This is a genomic window from Superficieibacter sp. 1612_C1, assembly GCF_015234305.1.
Lineage (GTDB): Bacteria > Pseudomonadota > Gammaproteobacteria > Enterobacterales > Enterobacteriaceae > Superficieibacter.
Genome location: NZ_JADGMI010000001.1, coordinates 942,808 through 962,873, shown reverse-complemented (window position 1 = coordinate 962,873; position 20,066 = coordinate 942,808). Strand labels below are relative to the sequence as shown.

General features: G+C 51.9%; 24 protein-coding genes. 4 read left to right on the top strand and 20 right to left on the bottom strand.

Going from position 1 to position 20,066, the window contains the following annotated elements:
• Nucleotides 1-11: 11 nt before the first annotated feature.
• The 6 genes from INT84_RS04590 to lpxL form a co-directional block, all read right to left on the bottom strand.
• Nucleotides 12-1,748, bottom strand: coding sequence for a terminase large subunit (locus tag INT84_RS04590; protein WP_194205805.1), 1,737 nt, complete (start codon nt 1,746-1,748; stop codon nt 12-14).
• Nucleotides 1,702-2,166, bottom strand: coding sequence for a phage terminase small subunit P27 family (locus tag INT84_RS04585; protein WP_194205804.1), 465 nt, complete (start codon nt 2,164-2,166; stop codon nt 1,702-1,704). Before INT84_RS04585 ends, INT84_RS04590 begins: the two co-directional genes overlap by 47 nt.
• A 129-nt stretch (nt 2,167-2,295) precedes the next feature.
• Nucleotides 2,296-2,637 carry an HNH endonuclease signature motif containing protein gene (locus INT84_RS04580; protein ID WP_194205803.1) on the bottom strand — a complete coding sequence of 114 codons (342 nt, stop codon included), beginning with the start codon at nt 2,635-2,637 and terminating at the stop codon, nt 2,296-2,298.
• Nucleotides 2,634-3,224 carry a hypothetical protein gene (locus tag INT84_RS04575; RefSeq protein WP_194205802.1) on the bottom strand — a complete coding sequence of 197 codons (591 nt, stop codon included), beginning with the start codon at nt 3,222-3,224 and terminating at the stop codon, nt 2,634-2,636. The genes INT84_RS04580 and INT84_RS04575 overlap by 4 nt, the downstream gene beginning before the upstream one ends.
• A complete protein-coding gene (locus INT84_RS04570; RefSeq protein WP_194205801.1) occupies nt 3,206-4,663 on the bottom strand; it encodes a glycosyltransferase family 2 protein in 1,458 nt (485 codons plus the stop codon). Before INT84_RS04570 ends, INT84_RS04575 begins: the two co-directional genes overlap by 19 nt.
• A 70-nt stretch (nt 4,664-4,733) precedes the next feature.
• Nucleotides 4,734-5,666, bottom strand: a complete 933-nt coding sequence (lpxL, locus tag INT84_RS04565; protein ID WP_194205800.1) for an LpxL/LpxP family Kdo(2)-lipid IV(A) lauroyl/palmitoleoyl acyltransferase — start codon at nt 5,664-5,666, stop codon at nt 4,734-4,736.
• A 360-nt stretch (nt 5,667-6,026) separates the two neighbouring features.
• Between lpxL and INT84_RS04560 the strand changes: the two genes are divergently transcribed.
• Complete coding sequence (locus INT84_RS04560; RefSeq protein ID WP_194205799.1) at nt 6,027-6,272, top strand: hypothetical protein; 246 nt, start codon at nt 6,027-6,029, stop codon at nt 6,270-6,272.
• A gap of 1,004 nt (nt 6,273-7,276) precedes the next feature.
• Here the strand turns inward: INT84_RS04560 and INT84_RS04555 are convergent.
• The 13 genes from INT84_RS04555 to INT84_RS04495 all read right to left on the bottom strand — a co-directional run bounded on the left by INT84_RS04555 (nt 7,277) and on the right by INT84_RS04495 (nt 17,214).
• Nucleotides 7,277-7,753, bottom strand: coding sequence for a lysis protein (locus INT84_RS04555; protein WP_194205798.1), 477 nt, complete (start codon nt 7,751-7,753; stop codon nt 7,277-7,279).
• Entirely contained in the window at nt 7,743-8,240 is a 498-nt protein-coding gene (locus INT84_RS04550) for a lysozyme (protein ID WP_176917223.1), read from the bottom strand. The genes INT84_RS04555 and INT84_RS04550 overlap by 11 nt, the downstream gene beginning before the upstream one ends.
• Before the next feature lie 7 nt (nt 8,241-8,247).
• Nucleotides 8,248-8,478: a class II holin family protein gene (locus INT84_RS04545; RefSeq protein ID WP_103678201.1), complete on the bottom strand. Its 231-nt coding sequence runs from the start codon at nt 8,476-8,478 to the stop codon at nt 8,248-8,250.
• A gap of 777 nt (nt 8,479-9,255) precedes the next feature.
• Nucleotides 9,256-10,086 (bottom strand): antitermination protein, encoded by an 831-nt coding sequence (locus tag INT84_RS04540; protein ID WP_194205797.1) that lies wholly within the window; start codon nt 10,084-10,086, stop codon nt 9,256-9,258.
• A gap of 15 nt (nt 10,087-10,101) precedes the next feature.
• Nucleotides 10,102-11,145 (bottom strand): DUF968 domain-containing protein, encoded by a 1,044-nt coding sequence (locus INT84_RS04535; protein ID WP_176918299.1) that lies wholly within the window; start codon nt 11,143-11,145, stop codon nt 10,102-10,104.
• A gap of 8 nt (nt 11,146-11,153) precedes the next feature.
• Entirely contained in the window at nt 11,154-11,951 is a 798-nt protein-coding gene (locus tag INT84_RS04530; RefSeq protein WP_194205796.1) for a KilA-N domain-containing protein, read from the bottom strand.
• Between the two features lie 116 nt (nt 11,952-12,067).
• Nucleotides 12,068-12,454, bottom strand: a complete 387-nt coding sequence (locus INT84_RS04525; protein ID WP_194205795.1) for a RusA family crossover junction endodeoxyribonuclease — start codon at nt 12,452-12,454, stop codon at nt 12,068-12,070.
• A complete protein-coding gene (locus tag INT84_RS04520; protein ID WP_194205794.1) occupies nt 12,451-12,780 on the bottom strand; it encodes a LexA family transcriptional regulator in 330 nt (109 codons plus the stop codon). The genes INT84_RS04525 and INT84_RS04520 overlap by 4 nt, the downstream gene beginning before the upstream one ends.
• A 9-nt stretch (nt 12,781-12,789) precedes the next feature.
• Nucleotides 12,790-15,207 (bottom strand): Dam family site-specific DNA-(adenine-N6)-methyltransferase, encoded by a 2,418-nt coding sequence (locus INT84_RS04515; RefSeq protein ID WP_194205793.1) that lies wholly within the window; start codon nt 15,205-15,207, stop codon nt 12,790-12,792.
• Nucleotides 15,204-16,088 carry a conserved phage C-terminal domain-containing protein gene (locus INT84_RS04510; protein WP_194205792.1) on the bottom strand — a complete coding sequence of 295 codons (885 nt, stop codon included), beginning with the start codon at nt 16,086-16,088 and terminating at the stop codon, nt 15,204-15,206. Before INT84_RS04510 ends, INT84_RS04515 begins: the two co-directional genes overlap by 4 nt.
• On the bottom strand, nt 16,085-16,252 hold the full coding sequence (locus tag INT84_RS04505) for a DUF4222 domain-containing protein (protein ID WP_194205791.1): 168 nt from the start codon (nt 16,250-16,252) through the stop codon (nt 16,085-16,087). Before INT84_RS04505 ends, INT84_RS04510 begins: the two co-directional genes overlap by 4 nt.
• Before the next feature lie 193 nt (nt 16,253-16,445).
• Nucleotides 16,446-16,991 (bottom strand): YmfL family putative regulatory protein, encoded by a 546-nt coding sequence (locus INT84_RS04500; protein ID WP_194205790.1) that lies wholly within the window; start codon nt 16,989-16,991, stop codon nt 16,446-16,448.
• 25 nt (nt 16,992-17,016) lie between these two features.
• Nucleotides 17,017-17,214 carry a Cro/CI family transcriptional regulator gene (locus tag INT84_RS04495; protein WP_194205789.1) on the bottom strand — a complete coding sequence of 66 codons (198 nt, stop codon included), beginning with the start codon at nt 17,212-17,214 and terminating at the stop codon, nt 17,017-17,019.
• A 91-nt stretch (nt 17,215-17,305) separates the two neighbouring features.
• Between INT84_RS04495 and INT84_RS04490 the strand changes: the two genes are divergently transcribed.
• A complete protein-coding gene (locus INT84_RS04490; protein WP_194205788.1) occupies nt 17,306-17,965 on the top strand; it encodes a LexA family transcriptional regulator in 660 nt (219 codons plus the stop codon).
• Between the two features lie 205 nt (nt 17,966-18,170).
• A complete protein-coding gene (locus tag INT84_RS04485; protein WP_194205787.1) occupies nt 18,171-18,371 on the top strand; it encodes a hypothetical protein in 201 nt (66 codons plus the stop codon).
• Here the strand turns inward: INT84_RS04485 and INT84_RS04480 are convergent.
• Complete coding sequence (locus tag INT84_RS04480; protein WP_194205786.1) at nt 18,328-18,786, bottom strand: hypothetical protein; 459 nt, start codon at nt 18,784-18,786, stop codon at nt 18,328-18,330. The genes INT84_RS04485 and INT84_RS04480 overlap by 44 nt on opposite strands.
• A 905-nt stretch (nt 18,787-19,691) precedes the next feature.
• On the opposite strand from INT84_RS04480, the gene INT84_RS04475 reads away from it, so the two are divergent.
• Nucleotides 19,692-20,063 carry a hypothetical protein gene (locus tag INT84_RS04475; RefSeq protein ID WP_194205785.1) on the top strand — a complete coding sequence of 124 codons (372 nt, stop codon included), beginning with the start codon at nt 19,692-19,694 and terminating at the stop codon, nt 20,061-20,063.
• The last annotated feature ends 3 nt before the right edge of the window (nt 20,064-20,066 follow it).

Genomic DNA, 20,066 nt, shown 5'->3' with positions numbered 1-20,066 from the left:
TTCATGGTGACTCACACTATGATGGGATTACTGAAGAAGTCATCGATATCGCCGGAGTCATCTTCATAACTTTCGGCGGCACCGATAGCCATGGCTGACGACACCACGCCGTCGATACGGCCGGTGCTTTTCTTTTTGGCAAAGATACGGTTTTCTTTCTGATCTGCCTCTGTCACCGCTGAAGCGGCATTCCAGCGCAGGCAGGGGTTGGTCTTTATCGCAACAGATGACTCGTCGAGCATACCTTCAAAAAGCTCTATTGAATGCGGCATCCACAGCCCTGACTCCTGCGCCTTGTAATATCCCTGTCCGTGCGGGATAAGCGGGACCGCAACGGCGGCCTGTTCCAGCTCCGGCTCCAGATATTTGATCCGGTACTGGTCAAACGCGATGGCCTTTATAAAAAACTGCTGGGACAGGTCAGCGATGCGCTCAGCAACGAAACCGTACTTCACCGCCTTGCCCGGGGTGGTATGAATAAAGCCGTTTCGTTCCCAGGCATCGTAGGGAACACGGTCGGTTTTGGCGCGGTCGGTAAGCGTGTCTTTTGGCGTCCAGAATTCCACCAGCAGCTTTCGCTGTTTCGGAAAGAACAGCGCCAGTGCGGTAAGGTCGCGGCTGCCGGACAGATCGAGACCGCCATAACATTCTTCTCCCTGTAGTTCGGCAGGATCGAAATCCTCTTCACAGCCCATCCAGACATCGCTGCTCATCCAGGGATTATCAGCATCCACCCACTGACAGAAATTAAGCCGCCTGACGATGCTCTCTTTCGCCGGCATACCGCGTGCCTGGGTAACCTGCTCGCGCAGATAGCGCTCCGTAAAGGTGTGTCCCAGCGACGGATTGGCTTTTTTCCAGCAGGATTCATCTCTGAGGGGATCTTCACCCTCATCAAGCGAGCAGATAAAGGAAAAGAAGCTGTCATCCTCAACTGACCCTTCTGCAACCTTACGACCATATTCGTGATAGTCATAGCAGACGCTGGTTTTATCATGCCCGCTGTTGGTGATCATAAAAATCAGTGCCTGACGTCGCCCCTTGGTACCGGCGCGCATCATTTCAACAACCTGGTTATTTTTATGTTCGTGAATCTCATCGATCAGCGCGCAGTGCGGGCGCGGACCTGACTGGCCATCGTCTGAACTGATGGGGCGAAAAAAGGAGCCTGTCTGCAAAAAGGCAAGATTCCACTCCTTACCAGCACCACCGGATTTATTGATCCGCTGCGCCAGTGCCGGAGACTGATCAACCATGGCCACCGCATCACGAAACAGGATCATGGCCTGGTCTTTTTTTGTCGCCGCTGCATACACTTCGGCACGGGGTTCTTTATCAGCCACCAGACAGTAAAGTCCGACGCCGCCCGCCAGCGGCGACTTGCCAGACCCTTTTCCCGATTCCACATAGACCATCCTGAACCGGCGGTAGCTTTCACTGTTTTTCCAGCCGAATATTGAGCCAACGATAAAACATTGCCATGGCAGCAGGTTAAACGGTTTCCCTTCATAGTCCCCGCCGTTGAGCTTCAGGACTTTTGCAAAAAAGTCGATCGCCCGCTGCGCAGCCTCCGTGTCCCAGCGCAGTCCGCGCGCGTGGCAGGATTTCAGATCGGCCAGATGACGCTTACAGGCATTACGAATATCCGGACCGGCCATTTCTTTTCCGGATGTGACGTCCATCGCGTACTGCGTGGCCGGGTCAACCGAAGAACTGGTTGAGCGGGTCTTCTTCTTTTTCTCCACCATCAACTTTCACCTTCGTCCTGGCCGCAGGGGTAAGGCCGAATTCAACCAGGTAACTTTTAAAGCGGCGATCCGCATCGGCCAGCATGGCTACTGCCGGATTGGCCTTAATCAAAAAACCGCCATCGGTCTGAACGGTATAGGTCCGCCCTTCGTCAGCGATGGTCAGACGTAACTGCAGAATGTCAGCGTAAATATCGCAAAGGCGCTCAAGCGCCAGCGTGTCTGCAACGGTAAGAACGCCCATGCCATCAAGCAGCACGGTCAGTTTTCCCCACGCCACCTTTCCCCAGTCAGTAAGATGAGCGGGCGGACTGGGTATTTCTCTGACGGGCGCGGGTTCTTTGTCGTTGAGTTTTCGTTTGCCCGGATTGCCGGTAACCACTTTGAGGTGGGTCGGTTTCGGGCGTCGTCCTGCCATCGGAACCTCCCGGAAAAAAACTTTTCATTTCGCGGTTGTGCGTAAAAAGGACTGGCGGCGGTCATGCGGACTCAGGGTTCTGAAGTTTTGACCCGCCCTCCTCCATTATGATGCAAATGATAACTGATCTCATTTGAGCCAGTGTGATGCCGGATCGAGTGGGATGCCGTTTTCATCACATCCAATGATGATGCCGCGCTTCTCCATCCGCTGTTTGGTTGAGTCATGGTGCTGCTTACAGAGTCCCTGCCAGTTTCTCCGGCTCCAGAAAAGCTTCTGGGCCTTTGCTATCGCGACAGAATCCCCGGCGTTCAGTGCTTCTTTAAGCCTGTGAGGGGTGATGTGATCAACCACCGTTGCGGCCGTCACTCTGCCCTGCTCCTGGCACATGGCGCAGAGCGGATGAAGGCGCAGAAAGGCAATGCGCTCCTTATCCCATTTACTGCCATAGATGCGTGGCTCTGACTTCATAACAGCCTCCATGCCCGACGGCGCTCAGTACGAGGCGCTGCGTCAGGATGACGCTCAACCGGTTCACCATCGGCATGGTCCACCAGCGACCAGCAGGGGTATATAACTGAACCGCCATACGCATCACCCACGGCAAAGTCTGCTGACTTGTTGCTGTCCCATCGTGCAAGCACCCTGCCGATGTGCTGCGGCGGTACGCTGTAGCAGACACCGTGTATCAGGCGAGGCAGCGTGATGTAGTCGCTGCGCATCCGGTCGGACTTAATCAGCTGTTCCGCTATCTGCATCTGATACTGAGGCGGGCGTCCGGTACCGAGATAAAAGCTCAGCATGTTCTCAGGAAAACGGGCCAGCCAGTCGGTAACATGCCTGACGAAACCACTCACCAGTTGTGCGTCGTCTTCCAGCACCACTACACGGCAGGACTGGCTGGCGGCCCACTTAAGCGCGCGACGATGATTCCAGTTCGCGCCGTTATCCCCGCTATCAATTAAAAGAACGGCACCGAGAGATTTAGCCAGGCGTAAGGCCTGCCTGTGCCGTGAGTGATGGCCGACCACCACAAATTTCACTTGTGGCGAAACCATGCGACCTCCTTACCGATACCATCAGTTTTAAACACTGTGTGGACTTGCGGACCAGTGACCACCCGGTCACCGAAAGACTTCGCCACAATACCAAACGCCAGCATGTCTCCCACCGCCGGGCCAGCACGTTCAGTCTGCCAGAAGCGGTTACTCTCAATGCGGTAATACAGACGCACAATCGCATGGACAAACGCCATGACATCTTCGCGCGTGCCGCCAAGCAACCCGGCATTAAGCATCACTTCATTTTTATTTTCAGTAATGAAGCGCTGATAAACTTCTTCCGGGTGATTCTGCCGTGCCCAGGCGTCAGCGTAAGTTTTTGGTTCCGATCCGATGTAGACCTTACCGGCCGCCATTTCATCCCACGGCACGTGCAGCATCTCGACGTCAGTACCATCGGTGCACCAGACGAAATGGTATTCAGGGTGATCGCGCAGATACTGGTAGATGTGCAGCCAGCGCCGGAAATAAACATTCATCGCCACGTGAGGAGCACTCACCAACTGTGCGCCGGGTGGCGCTTCAGTCAGTTCGTCGGCAAGCACAACCGCATCAGCACTACTGATTGACGTCGCCCAGGCGTGCAACAAAGCCGGGTCCGGTTGTATCTTCCTACCACGCTGCGGATCCGGCTGACTGGTTAACAGAGTGGTGATCACCACGTTACGACGCGGGCGGTATTCTGCGAAACCGGTATAACCGGCATCCCGGCGCTCGTTGTGGATTTTCACGTTGCGCGCCACCAGCGCCTCGCGATCGGGACGGGAAACAGAGCGTGTCACCTCTTCGTGCTCATCCATCGAGTGAATCAGCTTTTCCGAGCCAGTGACATCAGCGTAAGCCCACGTTGTCAGCCCGGCGTTATTGATACGCAGTGCCAGATCCGAATGCTCGTACATGCCGCGACCGTACACCGGATCAAAGCCCCCTACGTTCTCAATGGCGCTGCGGTGGTAATACAGCATGACGCCGCGCTGCCCGGTATAGGCCACATGCTGATCGTCACGGTAGAGCACCGCCAGATCGTTCAGCTTACGCGGCCCGGCCAAATCGAGAAACTGATAAGCAAGGTGCGGTTCGGGCGATTCGATATAGGGCAAATGCCAGTCATCGGCGATCGGCCAGGCATCATCATCCCATAGAAACAGATGCTCGCATCCGGCATCCATAAGCGCGGCAAGGCTGGCATTCTTCGATGCGACAATGCCCAAAGATGTGTCGTGCCTGATAAGTTTTACGCCATCGGGAACAGTAGCTGCCGGGGCCGAACCATCATCTATCACCACCACCAGCGCACCGGCGGGCAAATACCGCAGATGTTTGTCCAGCGCCCTGCTGAGAACAGCAGCACGATTATGCGTCGTAATGGCAATACCTATACGGGTAGATGAAGCGCAGGCAGGAACATACGGGACACCATCAATAGTGACCTGCATAACATCTCCAAGAAAAAAGCCCCGCATATGCAGGGCTGCTATCGTTTAGCCTGGGTTGACCAAACCATGCTCATTTTTTACTGTAAAAAGATTCTCTTCCAGGAGGACGGGTCTTAAATCGACGATGCAACCACATATACTGCTCCGGTGCTAACATGATTGCCTCTTCAATTGTCTGATTCATTCTCGTGGCGACAAACTCCTTTTCCCTGCCAGCCAGCTCTTCACTGATATCCGGTAAAATAATCAGCTCATAACCCTTCCGGTCTGGCAGGCGACGTGGGACAAATGGCACTACCGCCGGACGAGCACCTCTAACAAGCATGTAGCTGCCTGCGGTTGTTGCAGCATCAGGGACCTGGAAAAATGGCACAAATACACTGTTCTGCGCACCATAGTCATGGTCTGGCGCATACCAGATGATTTCATTCTGCTTAAGGGCTCGAATCATTCCCTTCAGATCATAGCGGTCCAGCATCGTTTTATTAGAACGCAGACGACCGCGTGTCTGTAACCAGTCAAACAACGCATTATTGTTTGGCCTGTAAACACCAATTCCAGGATTAAGCATACCGAAAATACGTGCACCAAGCTCAAGCGTCAGGAAGTGCATACCAATAAGAAGGACTCCACGCTGACACGACCGGGCTTTTTCCATATGCTCATAGCCCGTAACCGTAAACCATTTACGTATTCTTGCATCGGACCAGAACCAGGCCATACCTGTTTCAATGACACCCATGCCGACTGACTCAAAATTTTCAATGAGCATTTTTTCCTGGTCATCTTTCGCCAGCTCGGGGAAGCAAAGCTCAATGTTTCGTCGAGCAATATTTACGCGACGTGACATTATTCGCATACCCAGTCTACCCAGACCACATCCTATACGGCACAAAAGAGGGTATGGAAGCAGAATGAGGCAGCGAAGCAGGAGTATTCCCAGCCATAACAGCCAGTAACGGGGGTGAAAGAACGAAAGTGAGAATTCTGGCAATCTGGTCATTGAGTTGAGCGAATCCCTTTTATCAACAATCGCGACTGTATGGAGCATCTTTCTGATTGTAATGAAATATGTGAAATTATTGCATCATTCCAGTTCAGTTATCTTATAAAAAGTCGGGAGATGTAGTTTGTCTTTTTTTGCGATGTGGTTAACGTATCGCTGAGTTTATACAGTCACTCAAGCCACTTTTCCCGGAATGCTCATTAAAGTATCTTTGCGATGCTTGCGTACACTGTGCATAAAAAAGACCCGCTATGCGCAAGTTGAGTTCAAAACAAATACATAAGCAGATGGTATGAGATGATTGCTTTCCGTTGTCCTCAGAGAGATATTGGCACCTCATACGAATGGGGAACTATCATGACTTTGAAAACCAATCTTTTTCAGGGATGGTTTATCGGTGCGACCATCTTCACCTGCTTTACCACCGGTAACTATATTAGCGAGCAATACTTCGAAGGCTCACAAATACTATGGCTGTTTACCGCTGTGGCGGCATTGATTATTAACTGGTGGGGATGTGCAATCATTAAAGACTTCACCGCCACACCATCAGAAGAAGCCACTCCATCCAACGACCCTTCAAAATTGAAAACGCAGCTTTGATTTTACAAACTGATAAGCATCATCAGGCGCACTCATAAATGCGCCTTGTGATGCCCCACACTCTCGCAGTGGCCGCGCTCATGCCCTTGAGTTCGTCCCCCCGGTTCGTCTCTGCTCCCCGTTGGCTCATACCAGTGCGTGATTGGCTGTCACGCGGTGAAACCAGTACTTCTTTTCTTATTAACCCTTACCAGAAGCAAAGCTGGCTCTTACGCGGAGACTCGGGGCCGCATCATGACTGCGGCTTGGGCGGACGATCTAATCGCTTAAGCATTTCATTTTTGTTGACTCAACGTAATAATTGTTTAAATTTTGTATTTTTCTTTTATGTATTAGTGGGTTAACTCAAAGATGCGTTTTGAATATATTTTTTAATCTATCTACTAAACATCAATTTGAATGGTATTCTACATGCATTCTTTGTAACGAAGACCACTTGGTCTCCCTTCTGAAGTTCCTGGATTTCACTTTGGAAGGGAAATTTTTTGCATCTGTAACAGGACTAATCCCAATTACATCCCTTCCCGCTTGCCATATCAGCCTTTCAAACCAGACTTTCTCCGTGACTTCTGCCCGGGGAAACCGAAGCTGTGCCAACTGCCAGGGTATCGCTTCATTTACTGAGTGGTCACAGTCAACGTTAGTCAAAGCATAATATGAAATACTCCAACCCTTGCCCTCTTGCTGAGGGCTTTCTTTTATTGGCTTAACAACCTGTCCGAAAATAGAAAAGGCCACGAAAATTTCCGTGGCCTTTGTAAGTCACTGTCGTTACTTTTAGTCCTGATAATCAGGAGCCACCCGAAATTACCAGCGCTTAGGTTGACAGTTAACTCTGAAACACTGGTGTTGGCTTGCAGTATCAGAGCTGGGATGAGTGTAGGCGTCTGTGAGGATTACACACGACAAATATGGATTGAGGCCCTTTAATATGGTGTTGCACCATTTTATTACGTAAAAGCTCTGCCTCAACAGATTATTACGCTGCCAACTTGAGAAAATTATTAATTTTTTATCGATACATTACACTGTGATCGAACATATTGCTGCAATCCCGTCAACTGTCTGGTGACAGTTTCGATTCGCTCTCTGAGGGTGAAATAATCCCGTTCAGCGGCGTCAGTAAGTCGGGGGCCGGTGCCATCATCCATGCTGGGGGTGCCGGGCGTTCCGTTCGCTCTGCAGGTGGCATTGAGTTGCAGCCGCTTACGGCCAGCAGCAACATCACGTTCAAGCTGGTCAATAGTCGCTTTGGCATCTGCCAGTTCTCCGTAGTATTTAGCATCGAGCGCTGCGACATCGCGCTGGCGCACCTTCATATCACCGATGGTATCGTTCGCCAGTTGCAGGTCGCCTTTTGCTTTATCGCGCTGCTCTTTATAGGCGATGGCATTATCGCGGTAGTGATTAACCGCCCAGCCAAGCGCCACCAGCAGGCCAGCAACCAGCAGCGCGCCGATAAGTTTTGCTTTAAAGGTCATTTTTACCTTCCGCCAGGCACATGGAACGCTCCATCTCGCGCCGGTTCTGTAGTCCTTTCCATTTCATGCCACCAGCGTAAACCCAGCGGCGCATCTCTTCGCACGCACCGGCATGGTCGCCCTTATTGAGTTTCCGCAGCAAAGTGGATTTAGAGAACGCATCGGAGCCGACGTTAAAGACGAAGCTGTAGAGCGCGGCGCGCTGATACTCGCCCACCGGCACCTTTACCAGCTGGTCAACGGTGCGCTTTGCCGGTTGCAGGTCTTTCCACAGCAGAGCATCACATTCCCGGTCGGTATAGGTTTTGTTCCGGACGATATCGCGTCCGGTGTGACCGTCGCACACACTCCAGACACCCGCCACATCTTTGTAGGCTACATACCTTCGCCCTTCCACACCGTCATGACCACCAAGAAAAATAGTGGCGATGAGCATCGCGCCGCCGCCCGCAGCAGCGATGAGTTTATTACGCAGACTGCTGGTCATCGGCATATCAGTCATCTCCAACTTTTACCGTCGGGCCGTATTTCTCCAGCGCCCTTACCTGGGCATTGGCGACCTTTCGTTTGAAGTACCAGTTAATAAGCCCGGTGATGACAATGCCCGCGATACCAGCCAGCACACCGACGGCACTCCATTCATCAGGGCTCAGTTTTGTCAGAACACCGTTCAGGATGGTGCCGCCGGAAGTGCCGAGCGCGACACCGGTTACGAGTTTGCTCATATGGGACATGTCTCTCACCTCCGCTGAGGGGAAGTGGTTAAGGGAAAAAGGATAAAAAAAAGCCTGCATCGCAGGCTTGTGAGATATTTTTTTGAGTTGTGGTGCCGGGTGCCTCCCGGTAAGTTCGAGCCAGCGACTGAAACTTGCGTGTTAGGTTGTCTTGCTGTTAACCGGGTGCTGATTACGCCCCTCCGCTCAGGGGGATTCACCACAAAAAAATCTTATACCGTTTCGCTGTATTCGCCTGTTTATGACGCTGAAAACAGCACCCTATCGCACAATGTGTTAATGATGGTTAAAAAAAAGCCTGCTCGGACAAGCAGGCCAGAAGTAGCAAAGCAAATATGACTGTCGGTGAAGTAGGTATATGTGGTGCCGGGTGCCTCCCGGTGGATCTGCCCCAGTCAGCAGACCCGCGATGTTGAATAATCAAAGACCTTGCTGGTAGCCCCTCCGCACAGGGGGATTCACCACTCACTAATTAACAGCCGAGAAACGAATTTCGTCAATGTCGATGGCGTCAAATTTCCGCTTACTGGTACGGAGCGACCAGCCGCAACTGCCGCAGATTCATATTGTGGCCCTGCCTTGTTGAGCTTTGCGATCGGCTGGGACATGTAGGCTTCGCATCACTCCCGCTCTTTGTCATATTGGCGGCGGCATCCAGAAACAAAAAAACCCGCTCGTAGGCGGGTTGTTAACTCTGAACATACAATGCCCATCGTTAATGTCAAATTTACACAAAAACGGCAAGATTGCAAGTATCGTGTCGCTAAATTATGAGAAATCATTCAAACTTTGCGAGCCAGTTACTCTTTTTAATTGTCTGTCGGTATAGCTTTCTTCTTCAAAGCATTTCGTTACCAGGCTTTCATAAAAAGGCTTCCACGAATATCTCCATGTGCGATCTGGCAGACTGGGCAGCAATGAGAAAATGCCCCGGTAAGCGACTGACGACTTTGGTCTGGTAAAACCCCGCCCCTCGCAGCGTTTACAGTCTTTATAAACTGGTATCCCCTGAAAGTCGGTTGCTTTGCGATCGAGCGTCTTACCTGTGCCGCCACACTGGCAGCGCTTACTTATCTTCCCTTTCCCACCACACCTACTACAAAGGCAATGCTCTGTATCTTCAATGATGCGCTTTACTTCAAAGTCTGAGGGAGACTGCCCAAGGTCTTTGGCAAACTGAGGAAGGCGCATTGTGTAATGGCTCTTTTCCATCGTGACAGCTTTTTCAATGATCCCTTTACCATGACATTTCGGGCAATCGACCGTATCTGCCGCAGAAGATGCATAATCGTTGTAGGCAAACTTCGCCAGAATGCGCATACACAGAGGAAATTTTTTCCCTGCCAGACGGCGAACCGCGAAAGGAGCCTTTTCTTTTGCATAAGCTGCCAGCCAGCTTATTGCAGCCTCCCGGTCCTGCTGGCTAATGCCTGCCTTACCCAAGTACATTGCCAGACCTATCCCTGCATCAGCCTGAGTCATTCCCAGTGCAGTCATCACATCGGTGACGGTAAGCTGTTCGCTGGCCGTTGCGCGGATACTGTCAGAGATGTACATCCCTTTTGGTGCAAAGAATTTCACTACGCCATCAAGGTTCATTATTTCTCCACTCCTTTACGCCAGCACGCCGAAGGCCAGCGCACGGTCTATTGTCTTCATCACCAGCTCTGGCTGGCTGCCATATTTCGCTTCAAACGCCGCTGGATCAGCATGTAACTCATCGTGATGCGCCCTGCACAGCGGGATCACAAAGAGATCATGCGCTTTGGTTCCCATGCCACCCTGCCCGTAACCAATAAGATGGTGCGGATCATCTGCTGGCTTGCCGCAGCAGATGCATACCTGCGTTTTAGCCCACCGGGTATATTTTTCATTCACCCAGCGCCGACGCTTCGGGCGAAGCATCAGGCTTTCGGGCGATTCCGGATCAACCTGAATATTTACCACTGGTTTAGCTGCTGGTGGCTCGGCTGACTGGCGCGCGGCTGGCTTATATTTCTTCAGCCGCTTGCCCAGCACCTCTTTACCACCGACAGACGGGCCGAGATCGTGACCGCGATAAACAGACTGATGCGGTTCTCCAGGTAGACTCAGCGCGCGGCGCGCCATATCTTCCGGGATAGCGTCAGCCACACCGGCATAAACCGTCCACCAGCATAGCTCGGACAATGACAGCTCCCGCGATGCGTCATAGCCGGATGACAAGCGCGCCACATCCACTATCCATCTGGCAACGTTCTGGCGGGCCAGGGCCGCCATCGTGTCGGTGGTCTGTTCGCGCAGATTGTTATCGCAGTGCCAGCACAGCAGCAGCGCGCCGGGTTCGTGTCGCTGGGTGACCAGCTCGCAGTGGTGATAGTCCGAGTGCGGCCACTGGCATTTTCCCCCGCCATACCGCTCGAGCCAGGATTCCAGCGCGCCGATACCGCCAGCGGCATGGATCACCCGCTCATCGCAGAAGAACGAATATAGCCTCTCATCTTCTGCCAGTGGCTGCCGGGCATCAGCAACACGCCCGGTAGGGAGATGCATCATATTTTCCGGCTGCGGCTCCACCAGCACCCGTCCGGAACTGAAGATTGTCATCAGCTCACTTCCGGGCCTCAGCAGCACGATACCCAGGTGGCGGGCAATATCGGGTTTAAGCAGTGCTCTCACTTATCACCTCAATGTACTGTTTCAAGCAGGCGCAGTAGCTCTGGAAATTTCGACTCGAAAAAATGTGGCTGAGTTTCGCGTGGGTTGGCAGGGCTGGTGATGTTCTTCCCGTACATGCAGCCCCTGGCGGTCACAGACCAGAAGCGCTTCACGCCGTTTGCACCTGAACGACTGCGGCGCTCCTTCTGCTCGACGATCCCCAGTTTAGCCAGCTGCTGGTATGCCAGCGATGCAGTAATGCGGATGCCACTGGCTTTAAGCAGAGCGCTCAGAGACTGCGTGGGGCGGCTGGAGCCATCCGGTGCGCCAGCAGGCGCGTCAATGGCGTAGTGAGGAGCAAGGTTCGGTAGGCCAACGGCCTCCTGAAGCTTCTGGCACGCGCCCAGTACGGAGGAATTTGATAGATTAAGGGATCGCTGCATAAAATCGAGCAGGATAACGCCAGCCTGCATTTTATCTGCCGCCAGGCTGTTAGAGGTTGCTGGCAGGCTTACGGCTGCATCAAACGTCCGAATTACCCTCAGGCTGAACTGTGGGCTGATCCACATAGCGTAGGAGTAGACCAGTTCTTTGCAGACGTAACTGCCCTGCTCTTTACCGCCCCGAATAACACTTACGGGTTCCGGCGCTTCCGAGTTGCTAATTTGCAACTCGCTTATTAATTGTTCGGTTTGCTCGTTCCGGAGCCAGAACGCTGGCTTGTGCTTATCATGAGCACCGGCAGCGCGATGGAGATCGTTAAGGCAGTAACGACCAAAAATATCACGGCGTACGGAAACGCCGTCAATCACGAGTAATTGACTCATAGGTTTCTCCACTTTTTTTGTTACTAACGGGACTGCACTCCCGCTTCGTTTGCACATATTGACCTTACTGCTGATTTGCATATCTTTCAACCTTAACTGTATGCATATCCACTGGTTCACGCCGTTGAAACCGCTGGCTCATACTTACTGATGGTGATTTCAACCTTCCCTTTCGGTACCACTGGTCCCCACTCCACCAGCATGCGTTTTACCTGGCTGTCGTCTTTCCATACGCCAGCGTGTGTCAGCGCATCGAAAAGCGCTTTGTTGTAGTTATCCAGATCCCGGCGGCGGGCGTCGGGCGGGTAGAAGATGATCTCTACCGCCACGTCTGCGGTAGTGGGCTTAGGCAGTCTGCGCAATTGCTTAATGATCGCCGCACACGCTGCGCTCTGGTATTCCCGCCCTTTGGCGCTGATAAGATGCCTGCCCTTCAGTGGGCCTTTATTAGGTGCGCGCCAGTAGGTGTTAACGCTGGGTGGGAACGGCAGAATTAACTTCATGCCGCCTCCCCGCGGGATTCCAGGAAAGCGATCGCATGCTCTCTGGCGTACTCATCACCATCCACCAGCGAACGCAGGAGGGATATTGCCTTGGCCTCATTACTCATGCTGGTAATAGCGATGCCGCGCGATATGCCAGGCGAGATCGAAATAACGCCTTTTTTATGAAGTGCGCGTAAATGATCTGCGGCGGCGTTGGGCGAACGAAAACCCAGACGTTTAGCCAGCTCGGCCGCTGTTGGTGAAAAACCATGCTCGTGCTGGAATGCGATCAGTTCGTCGAGCACCTTCTGCTGGCTGACAGTTAATTTTTTGTCTTTTTCCACTGTTCCCCCTTAAAGCACCGCGACGAGATCTTTTGCGATCTCGCGGGTGCTGCCTTTGCTTGAAATGGATCGGCGTGCGGTGACGTAATTCAGCGAAAACCCATGCTGCTCGTACAGTTCAACGATGCGCGGGGCCACAGAATTTGATATGACGATACGCGCCTCACGCTGGTGGGCTGCAACGCAGCATTCTGCGAGAGCGATCTGATCCTCCAAGGTGAAACCTCCGGAGGCATAACCGGTAAAGCCTGCGGTACCCGGCATCGGTTCATAAGGCGGATCGCAGTACACAACATCACCCTCGCCTGCCAGCGACAGCGTGCGGCGAAAACCAGCGTTCATAAAAACGCAGTTATGTGCCATGTCAGCAAATACTTTTATTTCGTTTTCAGGAAAATACGGTGCCGGATATTTGCCCCAGCCGACGTTAAATTCTCCGGCGCGGTTGTAGCGGATCAGGCCGTTAAAGCAATGGCGGTTGAGGAACAAAAAAGCAGCCGCGCGCTCCGGTGCTGCGATGAGCTGCCGGTTGAACTCATCGCGAACCGCTGTGTAACCTTCCGCAGTGTTAAGGCTGCTGAATAAAAGCCGTGCATGGCACATCACCTTTTCCGGCACCAGCGCCAGCATCTGATAAAGGTTAATCAAATCGGCGTTAACATCTGCCAGCAGGAAAGCGGCATGTTTATTCGAGTTGATGAATACCGAACCGCCGCCCACAAATGGTTCAATCAGGCGTTTTCCTGCCGGGATAAGACGATCCAGTTCCGGCAGCAGAGAGTATTTGCCACCAGCCCACTTCAGGAACGGGCGCTGCCATGTGCGCGGCGCTGGTTCTTCCGTTGGCAGCGCAGCGGCGATACGTTCGCCAATCCAGCGCATAACCGGAACTGCCATAGAGTTGCCGATCGCTTTGTAGCGCGGCCCATCCGGGCAATCAGCAACCTCTCGGCCGCGCCAGACAATGAGGGTATGGTTGTCAGGGAAGCCCTGAAGGCGCTCGCACTCTATTGGTGTGAGGCGACGTACCTGCATTTTTGTTGCGATAGCTGCATAACCCTGTCCTGGTTTGCCGCCACCGGTTGATAGTGGGCCAGTAATCTGCCCATCACCATTCTGTAACCGTATCTCGTTCCGGCTATTTTCAGCAAAAGCTACAGCTGGAGGTTGACCACTATTTGCATGGCTGGTGTCGTGATTCCCGGCGCGGATGGTTGGAGATAAATTAACAGTGGCATCAGCACCATAATCCTTATAGCTGAAAGCAATGCATGCATTTTCCTGGCCGCCGTTGCGCCCCAACGTATGCGCAAGCTCGAAATTAAAATCAGGATCCTGAGTACCATGCACAGCGAAGGTTTCCGTATCAAAATCCATCCTCACGCCATGCGCGGTACATGCGGTTGCAACGTCAATACTTCCGGCAGTATTGCCCCCGCCATAAGCCAGAACGTATGTTTCTAAATCCTCAGCGGTACTGTCGTTTTCTTTTGCCAAAAGGGTGCGTGCTACAGAAGAATAAACTGCTGAATGATGATCGTTACAGACGATGCCTGCACCACGCTGAGCAAAAATCTCCTGGTTGCTTTGTCCTATGCCACCAGTATTGTTTGACTGATTGAGAGTTGGATGTGGATTTAACGAGTTGTCCCAGTGGCTACCGCTCTCAGGGCGCTCTTCAGCATTGGTGGCAACTGCCGATTGCGGTTCGCGGCTCGGCGGAGTATCCCGGCGCATGCCGTCGAACTCAAAAAGTACTTCTGCGGGATCGAATCCTTTTCGAGCACTTGCGACAACGAACACACGCTTGCGTCGTTGGGCCACTCCGAAGTATTGGGCATCTCTGACAACCCAGGCCAGCGCGCGCTGTGGTCCATAAATACAACCACGCTGCGGCCATGCTGCAATGTGCTGACAGGTTTTTTTATTCCAGCGCCAGTATCCATTGCTTTTACCTGCTGCAGGTCGTTCACCAGGTTCGATTGCTTCATTTTCTCCAGCCAGCCCGGCAAGGAAGTGCCCGAAAGCGTTATCTTTGTCTGAGAGGACACCCGGGACGTTTTCCCAGACGAAGATTGCTTCTTCTTCCTGCCGCTCAGTGCGTTTGTCGTCGATGGCATTTGCCAGCTCCACATATGAAAGAGTTAATTGCCCGCGCGCGTCGGCGAGTCCGTTTCGTAAACCAGCGATACTGAATGCCTGGCACGGTGTGCCTCCGACCACCACATCTGGCGCTTCGACGTCTCCGGCCCTCACAGCGGCGGCGATTTTTGTCATATCGCCAAGGTTATTCACTTCAGGCCAACGGGCTGCCAGGACGGCCGACGGGAATTTTTCTATCTCAGCAAACCATGCAGCTTTCCAACCCAGCGGCTCCCAGGCAACTGTTGCGGCTTCAATACCGCTGCAAACGGATCCATATCTCATGACCGGAACCCCGCATTTTCTGGCAGTGAATAATCAACGTTGTCAAATGATGCACGCGCCGCCGGGCTGCTCACCCACTCCCCGTTCTGGCGCAGTGGACGCCCCGCGTTATCCCAGTTGGTAGCGGCTTTGAGGTAGGCAGGAAATTTTGTCGGCTGAAACAGCGTGGTCGGACGCAGGTATTCCGCCATCTTGAGGTCTTCGCTCCACTTCGCGGTGTTGTAGTCCACAACAAGCACCAGCTCATCCAGGCTGAACCCCTCGCCCAGGCGGGCACGGATGTTTTCCAGCGATGATTTACAGACCTGGTACCGGGATCCGGTTTTCTGGTTCAGGTGAGTTAAAACCTGTTTAGCTTGATCAGTGATCATCACATCCCGGTCGGGTTGCCCGGCAACCTGACAAAAGGGTTTAGGTTTTACTTGTGGATCTTGTGTTGATTTTACTGACGGATCCCCGCCAGATTCTGACGGGTCAAAACCGCCTTTTTTGCCAGATTTCGACGGGTCGGATTTTGATGCATCAGAATCTGACGCATCAGGTTTTGACGGGTCAGATTCTGAGGCGTCGGATTCTGGCAGGTGAGAAAATGCCGCAGCCCGTAACTTTGCAACGTTAAGGTGATAGACGTTCGAGGCATTACGATTACCCTGGCGGCGCTGTTTACGTACCAGCCAGCCCTCTTTTTCGAGATTAGCGATCGCTGTACGAATGGTGCTGGCACCTGCGCCCAGCTGGCGGGCAATGGTGTCGATGGAAGGCCAGCAAATGCCCTCGTCGCTGCTGAAGTCCGCCAGGCGCGCCATAATTGCCACGCTGGTCAGCTTCATACCCGACGAAGCGCAGGCGTCCCACACATAGCCGGTTAACTTAGTGCTCATCCTTCCACCCTTCTGAATTTCTCCCGGAACCGTTCAACAGGCTGCATGCAGTCGTGCGGATAACCGGCGCGCCTGTAGATAACCTGGCGCTTATCCCGGTCATAGCCGATGACATGGACTTCAAATCCACGGTTGTCGATGTAACGCCTGTCAAGCAGTTCCACTCAAGACGCCCTCTTTCATTCATTTCTGAAAATGCGCCTACCATATCGACTGGCGTCTGGTAGTTGTGGCTGCCGTCCGCAGAATGTACGATTTCCTCATAGCCGAACGGAGCATTGCCCACCAGCGGTTTGCATCTGAATTGCTTAGCAGGCCTGTATCGGTTTAAACTGTTCATGCGTTAAATTTCTCCACTTAGAAAGCTGGCGCGCCAGACGCCTCGAGCTGCACACTCGGGGCGTCACCCTTCCGGCCATTAATTACGAATGCGTCAACCGCGTGATCTGCAATGCCAACGCCATACAAAGCCAAAAAGCCCATAAACCCATGTATCTGATGGCGTAATTTCGCGTTGAATAAATCCGAAAGAAACATTCGTTCCTTCTTGTCAATCACGCCGTCGGCCATTGCTTCAATTTTTGCTCTTGCAAAATCCCCTTCAGCTACCGCTGCTTTCAGCTCGATGTCATAGAGATCGACGTTGTCCACAAGCCCAGGTACCGGCTTATCCACCAGGAATTTACCCTGCCTTTCAGCAACGTATTCTGTGAAGAAACTGGTGCCGGACAGATCTTCCATAGACTCGAGTTCTTTAAGCGTGAAGAAGCGACTACCGCATTTCTGATACAAATGGTTATGAAACTGGTCGATGGTCATGCCCAGATCACTTGCCATCCCTAAACGACCTTGTTTGTGTGATTTACACATAAGACGGATTGCTGTGTTTATGCTCTCTACCATGATGTTTTCCTTTTGGTAGTTATATTTATGCCGCTGTTCCGTTAGTTTTTTCATATAGAGATGAATCGTATTTAAGCTTTCCTTTTGTGATCCTCTCTATAACGAACGCCTGCTTTTCGGGGATTATTTCGCCCCAACGGCAAACGGCTGGATGCGAAATATTGAGGGCATTTGCAGTTTTAGAAATGCCACCGAAATGCTCGACTACAACTTTTTTTAACATTATGGCCTCCTTGATTACGTACCTTTAAGGTAACAAAAGGTACATCAAATAGCAAACAACAGTTACATGAAATCAATGTAACATTAGTTACATGAGAACAGAGATGAAAGATCGCATTAGAGCCAGGCGATTACAGATGGATGTAACGCAATTGAACCTAGCCAAAAGGCTGGGTGTAAGCCGCGTGTCTGTAACAAAATGGGAAAGTGGCATCACCAAACCAGATGGGGAAAATTTACATCAACTTGCTTTGGCACTTTCCACTACGCCGGAATGGCTCCTTTATGGAGAAGGAGATGCAAAGCAGGATGATACCAAAGTCACACCCTTCATTAAGCAACCTACTGCTGTGCCGATTATTTCCGCTGTCCAGGCAGGACATTGGACGGAAAGCTTTGCAGCGTCGAGGTTGACCGACGTGATAACTTGGACACAAACAACAGCCGATGTTTCACAGGAGGTCTTTGGTTTAGTGGTTCGAGGGGAGTCAATGACAAACCCCAATGGGCTACCTTCAATTCCAGAAGGCTCAATAGTTATCGTAGAACCAAACTATGGTCAATTAGATGATCTGTACGGGAAAATAGTAGTCGCCATTCTAGACGGTTCATCTGAGGCTACAGTCAAAAAATTAGTCTGGGACAGTCCTTTCGCATACTTGATGCCTCTGAATCCCTCATTCAAACCTATACAGATCGATGGCAACTGTAGAATCATCGGTAGAGTTGTGCAAATAACTCAAAATATTTAACGGAGCAACCGAACCTGCATACACTTGCAGGTTTTTTTTATCTGAAAAGGTAACATAAAGTACATTTACTCTTGACGGAAAAGGTAACTAAAGGTACATTAAATACATTCACAGCGAACAGGCAGGACGCCCACGAAGTAGCCGCCCCAGGCGTATGAAGATGGGGATGATTCGCAAGTTAACTAAACCACCTGAGGGATGAGCTTTGACGAAGAGCGAACCAAAAATCATCGCTAATGGTTTTACCGATGAAGAATTATGCAAATGGATGGAAGAGAAGTTGCGTTCTGTTCGGTTCCTCCGCTCAGCGCTGCAAGAAAAGCAAGAATTGCTTGAAGCGCTGGCTGAGGTTGACGCAAGAATCAAAAATCTGGAGTGCGCCGCTTCAATGGAGTACGGCTGCTAAGCGTGGAATCCCATTCTTCCTCGCGAATTTCGGGGAAATGGGTATTAGGGCGAGTACCTCCAGCAAAGAAATTGATTGATTCTTTTGCTTCCTCGGGCAAAGCGTCAAGGGCTAGTTCTTCTTGCAAAAGAAAAATTGAGTCCTGTAGATCAAGAGATCGAATCTCTTTTAAAGGCCACTTGTATTTTTGAAGCAAAAGATGATGAAGGGCGGCCCTGCCAGTAAGTGGGTTCCAATAAGTAGCATATTTCTTACGATGGGCATCAAGAACATATTCAAGAGCAAGTATCAATGCAGCACGATTTTTCACTTGGGAATAGCCAGGTTCCTGAACGAAGCCATTAACAGGAATCTGGTGTAGGTCGGCAATTTTGCTTTCTATGAGATGGTAGAAATTATCATTAGCAATACGCATAAAAACCTCTTGGCAGTGTGAGAGCTACCAAGATACCACCGAGCCTGATGTGGTGAAAAGACAGGCACATAACAGGCGAGAGTATTGGTTGGAACGCACATAGAAGCTTCGTTGTCCGGGCCAGTGACTGGGGAAGAATCCAGTACAAACCGACCGGCGGCCAGATCGGTGCCAGGTTACGCAGTGCTCTCACCGTTGTGGCGTATACAAGCGTATTGCAGCGCCGGTCGACGCAAAGACCCGTAAATCGACTGAGCCGTAGTAACTTGCGGCCAATACCAAAACAGAGCGGCGGGAAATAAGTGGGTTAGCGACCCGGTGTCACAACAATATCCTTGTGCGAGCGAAAGAAGCTGCTGCTCTTGTGGCCAACGGCAGGAATAGTTGGAACAAACAGCCCCGGAGGCAACCGGGACCACAATCAAAGAGCGCGGGCGTTCAAAAAAGTATTCGACACGGTGCCACATCCCTTCTCCCGGATGTTTGCACGGCCAACCCCGGTGGCCGCACCGATACTGTGGAAGGGTCGCTCTTTTTGATTGTGGTGAATGCGCAGGCTGATGCGCAGCCTTAATGGCAGGTCGGGTGGGAATTGGAGACTTGGGACGCGCCTGAAAGTATGGCGGCAAATACCATCAAAGCCGGAGATCAGCACCGGCCATCACAAACCCATCACGTTAGGATCGTGATTGCTGTGTGTAGTCTTGGCGGTACCAGAGTTAACCCTTTAAGTCGCTGGTACCGCCCTTTTTACACAACACACAAGAGCATCACCGTTGCAACGGCTCATAACCCAATCGCTTCGGGTACAAACCGGTTGCAGTCGTAATTTGTACAGGTGCTCTTTTGTGTTGTGTGGAGAAACTAACCGGCGGTGGCAGCCGCCTTTTCAAAGGGTAAAACCTATGTCAAATGAACGTGCAACAGTAGTGCCGGATTTTATCGGTGAACTGGATGGCGGGGTCTTCGAAAACAAGATCTCGATGGCGCTGAGCGAGGTTGCCTTCGGCGTCCTCAATAACGGCCAGAAGGGAAAGGTCGTCATTACTCTGGATATCGATCGCATGAGTAATTCAGTCGAAGAAAAACGCGTGATGATCAAACACAAACTGGCATTTGTCCGCCCCACCCCGCGCGGCAAGTCGTCTGAAGAAGACACCACCGAAACGCCGATGTATGTCAATCGCGGCGGTAAGCTCACAATCCTGCAGGAAGACCAGGGTCAGCTTTTCAGTCTCGCCGGCGATACTGACGCGAAGCTGCGTACCCAGCAGTAAAAC